This window comes from Candidatus Limimorpha sp. (assembly GCF_056203535.1).
The window spans coordinates 1-9,047 of the sequence record NZ_JBADWU010000032.1; the positions used below are offsets into that span (position 1 = coordinate 1).

General features: G+C 46.3%; 7 protein-coding genes. 1 reads left to right on the top strand and 6 read right to left on the bottom strand.

Features of this window, described 5'->3' with window-relative positions:
- Positions 1–247: 247 nt before the first annotated feature.
- Complete coding sequence (locus AC06MN_RS03535) at positions 248–1,126, bottom strand: DUF4249 family protein (protein WP_475670974.1); 879 nt, start codon at positions 1,124–1,126, stop codon at positions 248–250.
- A 4-nt stretch (positions 1,127–1,130) separates the two neighbouring features.
- Positions 1,131–3,470, bottom strand: a complete 2,340-nt coding sequence (locus AC06MN_RS03540; protein ID WP_475670975.1) for a TonB-dependent receptor — start codon at positions 3,468–3,470, stop codon at positions 1,131–1,133.
- Positions 3,471–3,674: 204 nt separating this feature from the next.
- Between AC06MN_RS03540 and tsaA the strand changes: the two genes are divergently transcribed.
- Positions 3,675–4,349 carry a tRNA (N6-threonylcarbamoyladenosine(37)-N6)-methyltransferase TrmO gene (gene tsaA, locus AC06MN_RS03545; protein WP_475670976.1) on the top strand — a complete coding sequence of 225 codons (675 nt, stop codon included), beginning with the start codon at positions 3,675–3,677 and terminating at the stop codon, positions 4,347–4,349.
- Here tsaA and AC06MN_RS03550 read toward each other — a convergent pair.
- The 4 genes from AC06MN_RS03550 to AC06MN_RS03565 all read right to left on the bottom strand — a co-directional run bounded on the left by AC06MN_RS03550 (position 4,342) and on the right by AC06MN_RS03565 (position 8,533).
- A complete protein-coding gene (locus tag AC06MN_RS03550; RefSeq protein WP_475670977.1) occupies positions 4,342–5,148 on the bottom strand; it encodes an Omp28 family outer membrane lipoprotein in 807 nt (268 codons plus the stop codon). The genes tsaA and AC06MN_RS03550 overlap by 8 nt on opposite strands.
- 12 nt (positions 5,149–5,160) lie before the next feature.
- Positions 5,161–6,897, bottom strand: a complete 1,737-nt coding sequence (locus tag AC06MN_RS03555) for a DUF6029 family protein (protein ID WP_475670978.1) — start codon at positions 6,895–6,897, stop codon at positions 5,161–5,163.
- 14 nt (positions 6,898–6,911) lie between these two features.
- Complete coding sequence (locus tag AC06MN_RS03560) at positions 6,912–7,406, bottom strand: TlpA family protein disulfide reductase (protein WP_475670979.1); 495 nt, start codon at positions 7,404–7,406, stop codon at positions 6,912–6,914.
- A 134-nt stretch (positions 7,407–7,540) separates the two neighbouring features.
- Positions 7,541–8,533: a type I phosphomannose isomerase catalytic subunit gene (locus AC06MN_RS03565; RefSeq protein ID WP_475670980.1), complete on the bottom strand. Its 993-nt coding sequence runs from the start codon at positions 8,531–8,533 to the stop codon at positions 7,541–7,543.
- Positions 8,534–9,047 lie beyond the last annotated feature (514 nt).

Genomic DNA, 9,047 nt, shown 5'->3' on the forward strand with positions numbered 1-9,047 from the left:
GGATGTCTTTCAGCCGAGCACGCTCCTGAACCGGCATCATCCGAACCTGTCGCACGATCTCTTCTGCTGTAATGTAGTCGCTCATTTCCTTCGCTTTTCTGTCTTTAACGGCAAATTCAGTCTTTTATTATACTAGAGCCAAAGAAATTTACTCCAAAATTTACTCGAAAAATTTACTCCGAATTTACTCTCTCCCGCCTTGGCGGAACATGATTTTTTTGAACCGCGGATTGCGCGGATTTTCAAATTACCGATTGTAATCACATTCCGCTGAAACCACCGAGGCGGCATAGAACCAGCCTACGCCTTTGCCTTTGGGCTGGATGTTGGTGTCGACATTGGTGGGCGGCCCCATCATCGGATTGCTGCCCATTGAGGTCAACACGCCGAAATAATAGAGCATATAATCGCTTGGAATGCTGTAGAAATCCACGCGGAAATGGTCACCCACAGTCAGTTTGTCCTTGTTGTAGCTCGCCACCGGAATTTCATAATTTTTTTCCAGCATCTCAGGGCCGTTGACATAATAGCCCGCATAACCTCCCATCGGAATAATGGTCTTCTGCGACAAAGTGTCAGTTCGCAAAGTGTCGTTGCGCCATATATCAAGCATATAGATAATGGAAGAATCCTGAAGGCTCTGGAAATAAGGCACCACCTCCATCAGCAAAGTGTCGGTCGTGAAAGGCTTGTAATAAGGTTTCACCACAAGCGAATCAATCACCTCAACATTATCTTGCATGTAGCTTTCGGCAAAAAGATGCTGCCAGCCATCAGGCTCAGTTTCATCGGGAACATCGACAATCAGGCGATACAGCGTTTTCTTTTTGCCCGCAACCGAATCCGTGAAATAATGCCCCGGCATATCTGGCCTTTCAAGATACGGAATCGTATCAAAGCCATCGGTGACACATACCCTTGCGCCGCTAATCATCACGATGTCAGAGCTGTTATAAAAATCAGCAGTGTAACTCAAGATGGCCTCATGACGTTTCTGAACATCGGTAAATGATGCCTCAATGCCAATCAGAGGTTCTCCTTTTTCCAAATCGACAATAATATCCTCTTTGCATGAAAAAAACGTCATCAGAAAGAGAAGCGCGACAAGCAGGTTTTTCCTTTTCATAGTCTTAGAATTTAAAGTTATAAGAAACCGAAGGCACCACCGAGAACAGATACATTTTTTGTGTCTTGATACGATGCTCATCATCGGAGGTGAAAGTTATGGCCCAAGTATTATGATGCGCGTAGGCATTGTAGACAGAGAAATTCAATTCGTGCTGCCATTTTTTGTTTTCCAAATCGCCTAATTTCCAGGTTGCCGAAATGTCCATCCTGTGATAATCAGGATAACGGCTTTCGTTTCGGCTACCGTTATAAATGGCGTAGGTTACACCGTCAATCGTGTATTGCCCGTAGGGGAAAGTCACGGGCTGGCCGGTGTTGTAAATCCAGTTGAGCGCGACATTCAGGCGAGGCGAAAACTCATAGTCCGCCACAATCACAAAATTGTGTGGGCGGTCGAAAGGCGAGCGGTATTCCTTCCCGAAATTGATTTCAGGAATGGTGCGGAACGTGCGCGAATAAGTATAGGAAATCCAGCCTGTGAATTTGCCTACATTCTTCCTCACCAAGAACTCCGCACCAAAAGAGCGGCCTTTGCCACAACGCAATTCACCGTCAATGAGCACGTTGCCGTATGTCAGCGCATTGTCCTTAAAGTCGATGACATCCTTGAAATCCTTGTAATAAAGCTCAACTGAGGTTTCGACGGCATCGTTCCTGAAATTACGGAAATAGCCCACGGCAAACTGATTGCATTTCTGCGGCTTAATGTTCGGACTAATCGGAAACCACACATCGAAAGGCAGGCCACCAGTAGCCGCCGAAGCCACCTGAGCATATTGCACCGTCCGCGAATAAGAGGCTTTCAGCGACGATTTTTCATCGATACGGAACATGGCTGCCAAGCGCGGTTCGGGATGGATCTCGCTATGAAAGATTTCGCCTGACTTATAGTAAACCGTATCCATCACTTCGTGATTGGCATCGAAAATGTAGAAATCTTCTTTGCCGATGTTCTGGAAAGCCGAAATGCGCAAGCCATAACGCATCGAAAAACGTGGAGAAAACGTCTGGTCGTGAGAGAAATAAAGCGCGTGTTCCAAACCTTTCCGCTTTACGACTTCCGTCTGGTCGACACCAATGTATTGAGCGACAGCACCGCCCCTGTCGTCCAGCTCACCCTGCTTGTACGACACGAAGCCGGAAGCAAGGCCAAAGCGCGAAATGTTATTCTCATTCCAAATCATCGAAAAATCGTATGACAGCTTCAAGTCATCAGAACCCGCCTTAATGTTGAAGTCGTATGGATCGAACAGCACATCAATGGAATAATTGTAACGAGAGCCGACTAAGGACAAGTTGGAAGTCAGTCTTTCGCTAAATACATGATTCCAACGCAAGGTGGCACTCGAATTGCCATAGCCTAAGCCTAACGATTCATCCATGATGAACTTATCGCGGCCATGATAGGCTGAGAAAAAAATGCGGTTGTTTTTATTGAATGTGTGCGTCACCTTCGCATTCAGGTCGTAGAAATAAATGTTGGAACCTCTCAATTTCTTGATGAAAGGAATTATCAGGCCAGAATAAGTCGCCCTACCCGCAAGCAAAAGCGATGTCTTTTGATTTGGCAGAGGCGTTTCAAGCGTCAGGCGGCTTGTCACTAAGCCGATTCCACCTGAGCCGGTCAGTTTTTTAGGCATATCGTCTTTAATCTGCACATCGAGCACCGAGGAGAGACGGCCTCCGTAATTGGCAGGAATGTCGCCTTTGTAAAGTGTAGCGTCCTTCACGGCATCATTGTTGAACACCGAGAAGAAACCCAGGAAATGCGAAGCATTATAAATAGGTGCATTGTCCAAAAGTATCAGATTCTGATCGGTGCCGCCGCCGCGCACACTGAAGCCCGACGATCCTTCTGAAGCCGCCTGAACGCCAGGCAAAAGCTGTATCGTCTTGATGACATCGACTTCACCCAACAAGGCGGGAATCCTTTTTATGGTAATCATGTCGAGCTTCTGGACGCTCATCGCCATTTCCGACACGTTACGGTCTTTCTTTTCGCCAGTTATCTGCACTTCGGAAAGCGTGGTTATATCAGTTTTCAAGGAAAAGTTGAGTTTCAACGGCTTATTTGAGATGTCTATTGTCTTGATTTCAGTATCATAGCCAATGCACGAAACTTGCAATATGTGTTTTCCAAAAGGCAAGGAAAGCTCATAATAACCTTTCTCGTTGGTGGTCGTTCCAGTTTTCAATTGTTCGGCATAAATGGAAACGCCCACCATCGTCTCACCTGATTCACCATCCTTGACAACACCCGAAACCGTGCCTTTTTGCTGGGCAAAGGCACTTGTCAAACACGCCAACAGACAGATTATCAATGTAAAGACTTTTCTCTGCATATTTCAAAAACAATTAGCAAAAGTACAAACAAAATCGCATTTCCGCCACTCATTTCAACCAATTTCAAAATTACAGCAACAATAACAAGGAAACGTGGCACAAAGTTCTAAAAGCATACCAGAATTAACGAAATAATCCATGCAATCAAAACAGCTTCCAAAGTCATGTTTACATTTGATTTTTTCCTAATATTGCACCTCATAATGAAAACGATAGCACACATCCATAGCGAGTTCCCGAGCAAGTTCGGCGTTCCGCGTCAAAGCGGCATCATTGGTAGTTTGAGAGCCACCATTGTCTTTGAACCTGAATACCGCAACCCCGATGCATTCCGCGGCTTGGAGGATTTTTCCCACATTTGGTTGATTTGGGAGTTCTCGGAAGCGGTACGCGACGATTGGTCGCCTACCGTGCGTCCGCCACGTTTGGGCGGCAACGTGCGCAAAGGCGTTTTCGCCACACGCTCGCCTTTTCGTCCAAATGCCATCGGACTCTCGTCGGTGAAATTAGACAAGATTGAAACCGACCCGAAACTCGGCCCCGTGCTGTACGTTTTGGGCGCCGACCTCATGGACGGCACACCCATTTTCGACATCAAGCCTTACATTGCCTACACCGACAGCCACCCCGAAGCCATCAGCGGCTTCGCCACACGGCCTGCCGAATACCTGCTTGAGATAGATTTCCCTGAGACCTTACTTGCAAAAGTGCCAGAAGATCAGCGCGAAAGTCTTATCGCTGTGCTGGCGCACGACCCAAGGCCCCAATACCAAAACAACCCTGAACGCATCTATGGGATGACATTCGGGGCTGTTGAGGTCAAGTTCCGTGTAGAGGAAATGACCCTAAAAGTACAAGACATCTGTCCGATTACTTGATTTTTGTCATAGCAGTCTGGAAGATTTTCTTTGTCTTCTTTTCGTAAACGTATGACAGAATATAGCACTGGTCAGCGTTATAAGTGGAATCCAGCTGGATTTCATACTTATAGTCATATTCATCGTTTACATAAACCTGTCCTTCAAGGAAAGTGTCGCCGTATGCACCATTAATGGTCTTGCGGAAGACATTGCGATGGACATACATGGCATCAAGCCCGGCACTTGTCACTTGAGGACCGATAATGCTATCTTCGACGATGCAAGAAGTCATGTAGAAATCGCCTGCTACATCGGCAATGGCAACGATATCAGTTTCCGTTTTCAGGATTCTTGTCTCTTCGTCATATTCGTTATAAATCTGAACGTTGAAAGTCTGTGGCTCGACGATATACTGGCTTAGAGGCGAATCCACCTGCTCAATATATAGACAATTACCTTCGCCAGGTATAATGTCGATATGGTCGACTGCAAACAATGGATTGGAATTGTTCTCTCCATACCATAATGCGCCTTCTTCAGTGGTGAAATCGGGAAAATTGCCAACAGGCTGAGCCAAAAAGCCAGCATGGACACTCATAATGAAGACTTTGTCTTCTCCAAACTTATGCTGCAATTCGTGAGCGGTCTCGGCAGCGGCAGGGCAGTTGACGCAACGCACGCCCGTAAAGTCGGTGATAAGTACGGTCTTGTCGCCACCTGCTGGTGTAAATGGCTTGTGAGGATTGTCTATCTTGTCGCAACTCACTGTAAACAGTGCCACGGCAGCCAATGAAAGGATTAAAGATAATTGTTTCATGACAGTCAAAATTTAGAATGAAGTTGAAATGGTTAAAGTCACACCTGACGAAGCAGGGACGGTACGGCAAACGCCGCCGACGCAAACCACGCCTTCGCTCTGACGGCCTGCACTCAAGGAGATGCGGGTGGCATCCTTTACATAACCGACTGATCCAGTGAAGTAATGGTCGCGGTATTCGGAAAACGGATTGCCATAGTTGTATTTGTCGGCAATGGAAAAGAACCAGTGAGGCGTAATGGTGTATTCGAGCAAGGCAAAAGCCCAGTCGCCACGCTTCAGATAGTCTTTCTTTTCGCTTTCGTTGACAACGGTATTCTTGTCAACGCTATCCCACAAGCCCTGCAATTCGAGACGGATGCTGTTTCTTGTGTTAATCTTGTAAGTCACATCAAGGAAACCGATATTGGCATGGACATCAGGTACACCTACATGGCCTTCGATGGTCTCCATGTCATACAGAAGATTGATGTATTGGGCGGTGACGTGCCAGTTCTTGTTGATTTTCTTGTCGATTTCAAAATTGATGTCGCGGTAGAACACATGGTCGCTGACAGCAAAGAATGGAGATTTGTAGCCATCCGTGCCTTTTTTGTTCAGCACCAACTGACCGTTATCCCAAATGGAATCACGCTTGATGTCGTTCACTTGGCTGATATTGAAAGTCAGCTTGGTACCGTATTTTCCACCGAGCACCGTTCCCTTTGGAATAGTATAGTTCACCTGAAACTGGCCAGCCATTTCGCCATTGGGCTGGGTCGAATAAGTGTACATCGACGGTAGACTGTGCGTGTGCGTGAAGTTAATCGGAGGAATGAAGTTGATGTCGAGGTCGTTTTCTTTAGCCGTGTACATCGACTTGAAACTCATATTGTCGATACGCTTCAATTGCAGCACAACGCCAAGGCCTTTCTGTGAATACGACAAAGAAGTCAGCAAAGCCTGTCCTTCTTTGTAGATGAAATTGTTGATGGCCGACGGGTCATTAATTTTATAGGCATATTCGGTGCTCCAACTGAAACGTCCATAACCCAAATTGACACGGCCTGCAAAAGCACCGACATTTTCAGGAATGTAGTAGAACAAGCTCTTGTCTTCCTGTTTCTTGCTCACGAAGCTTGCGCCCAAGGAAGCACGGAACTTGCTGTCGTTCAATGATGGAATGCTTTGGTTGAGATCCCATTCGCCATCCACGCCACGGACAATGCCACGCACATCGTCTTCGGCACAATCGCGATCAAGGTAAGGTGCCCAGTAATAACGCTGGCGGCCATACACGCCCTTCAAGGTGATGCCTTGAGCTGGACGGAAAACGGTACGCACACCACGCAAGGAATTATCCATGCCCAACGACCATTCCTCGTAAGTTCTGAAAATGAGGCCACTGCCAAACTGATCGTAGAAATCGCCAACCGTAACGCCGATGGTGCCATCGTCGTATGTTGCGTAGAAATTGGCCAATCCGACGCCCTTCAGCTCTTCACGGAAACCATTCATCTGTGGCATGAAAGCCTCGAAACGGATTCCGGCCGAGAAATTGCCCAAAGAATAGGAAATTTTTCCGAATCCATTAACGGCAAACTTCTTGCCATTGATGTTGTCGGAGGTAATGTCAATGCCTTCGTCGGGCATATAAAATTGGGCATCGGTTTGGAAACTGCCATTTACCTGTGCATTATCAATAACAGATTGTGCCCGTACGACGAGCACAACCATCAGCATTGCTGATAATAATAGTAAGCGTTTCATATTTGAGAAAACGTTTATTTAGCAATCTTGAGAATTTCTTGGTAAAGGTCTTCTTCAGCGCCTTCAAAATAACCTGAATGCTGATAAACCATTTTGCCATTGCCGTCGAACAGGAAGGTGAAAGGCGGATTGTTGACATTCATGGCACGAGCCAATTCCTTATTGGTGTCAAGCAAAACGTCGAATTCCCAGCCCTTGCCTTCAACGAAAGGCTTCACCTTAGCCGTTGAACGTGAATCGTCGATGGAAACGGAATAAATTTTCACGCCGGTTTCGTCTCTCCAGTCGGAATAAACGTCATCAAGGGCGTTGTGTTCTTTAATGCAAGGTCCGCACCAAGTGGCCCAGAAAGTGATGACAAAAGGCTTGCCGTCATTCGACAGTTTGGCAATGTTCACATTCTTGCCGTTCAGGTCCTTAATCGTTACATTCGGCAAATCGGTTTTCGATTGCGCGTGAAGGCCGGCTACTGCCAGCACCATCACAAAGAGTAAAGCTAATCTTTTCATGAGTTTATTGATTTGATAATTTAATGATTCAAAGATTTAAAGATTTAAAGATTTAATATTTTAAGATTCAAGATTCGGTTGTCGGTTTTCAGTTTACAGTTCAAATTGACTGATAACCGATAACTGACAACCCTTTATTCTTCTACATTCATATACACTTCCAATAGTTTGCAGTACCTTTCCGCCCTGATAGTCACATCTTTGATGCAGTTCGGAATCAGGATACATTCTCCTTCCCTTACACATTCCATGCCATTTTCCCATTTCAGCGAAAAATTTCCTTTGGTGCTGATGAGAATGACGAAAGAATCGAGGTTAGAGTAGTCTTTTTCCATCTCGCCATCGAGCTGCAACATGTCGGTAACGAAATACGGACAGTCGACCACAGGCACCGTCTGATTGAGTTTGTTGGCGACAGGTGTCTTGAACGACTCAGGATTTTGGAAATCAATGGCATCAAGCGATTCCGCCACATGCAGCTGACGTTTCATGCCGGCCACATCGATGCGGTTCCAATCGTAGATGCGATAGGTCGTGTCGCTGGTCTGCTGAATCTCGGCCACCATAATGCCAGGCCCAAGAGCGTGTACACGACCGGCAGGAATAAAGAACACATCGCCTTCGTGGGCACTTTCATGATTCAACACATCCTGCAAGCGGCCTTGTTCCAGCACTTTGGCATATTCGGCACGGTTGAGGTCACGGTTGAAGCCCGACACCAGTTCGGCATCCTTGTCGGCCTGCATCACATACCACATCTCGGTCTTGCCCATGCCGATTTCGCGCTTCGCGGCCAGCTCATCATCAGGATGCACCTGCACCGAAAGCCAGTCGTTGGCATCGATAACCTTTATCAGAATCGGGAACTGCTCGCCATATTTGTCGAAGACGGCATCACCGACGAGGTCGCCCATGAAAGTCTCCACCAAATCGTTGATTTCGTCGCCTTTAAAATCGCCATTGAGGATTTCGCTCTGCTCGTCCCAAAGGCCTGAGAGGAGCCACACCTCGCCACAGTTAGGCAAAGGACCAAAATCCTGATGCAGAATGTCTTTTATCTTGCGTCCACCCCAGATTTTGTCCTTATAGATGGGCTTGAATTTGAAAGGATACAGCACGTTTGCCATAAAGGATGCCATTAAAACGCTGCAAATATAGGAATTTTGGTTTGAAATTGCCTTTATTTTTTTGAAAGATACCATGATAGTAATTCCCCAGCCAAAACATTGAGGGATTTCTGTTGACACCGATGGTTATCTCTACCGCTGAAGCCGCTGACTTCCGCAGAGGATTTTTGAACCGCTGATTGCGCAGATGACGCTGGGTTTCAACAAACTACAGATTTTATGGATTACACTTTAAGTTTGCAGCGTGAATTCGTACAAGGTTATTTCCTACCTCCTTTGTTGTGTGAAGGAGGGACTAACTTCCAGAGGACAATCCATAGATTGCACTAGGCCATGAGCCTATAATCTGTTTGGGATCCTCTGGAACGAAGCCGCAAAGGCTTGATAGAAAGTTAGGCTCGGAGCCTATTTAAAGTGATAGCGCAGTACAGTTTCCCGTTAGCCCGACCTTGAGAATCAAACAATGGTTTAATTTCAAAGCACAAAACTATGAAAAATTCATTCATCGGAATCG

Coding starts and splice junctions, on each gene's coding strand:
- AC06MN_RS03535 (WP_475670974.1), bottom strand. CDS start 1,126: ATGAAAAGGAAAAACCTGCTTGTCGCGCTTCTCTTTCTGATGACGTTT.
- AC06MN_RS03540 (WP_475670975.1), bottom strand. CDS start 3,470: ATGCAGAGAAAAGTCTTTACATTGATAATCTGTCTGTTGGCGTGTTTG.
- tsaA (WP_475670976.1), top strand. CDS start 3,675: ATGAAAACGATAGCACACATCCATAGCGAGTTCCCGAGCAAGTTCGGC.
- AC06MN_RS03550 (WP_475670977.1), bottom strand. CDS start 5,148: ATGAAACAATTATCTTTAATCCTTTCATTGGCTGCCGTGGCACTGTTT.
- AC06MN_RS03555 (WP_475670978.1), bottom strand. CDS start 6,897: ATGAAACGCTTACTATTATTATCAGCAATGCTGATGGTTGTGCTCGTC.
- AC06MN_RS03560 (WP_475670979.1), bottom strand. CDS start 7,406: ATGAAAAGATTAGCTTTACTCTTTGTGATGGTGCTGGCAGTAGCCGGC.
- AC06MN_RS03565 (WP_475670980.1), bottom strand. CDS start 8,533: ATGGCAAACGTGCTGTATCCTTTCAAATTCAAGCCCATCTATAAGGAC.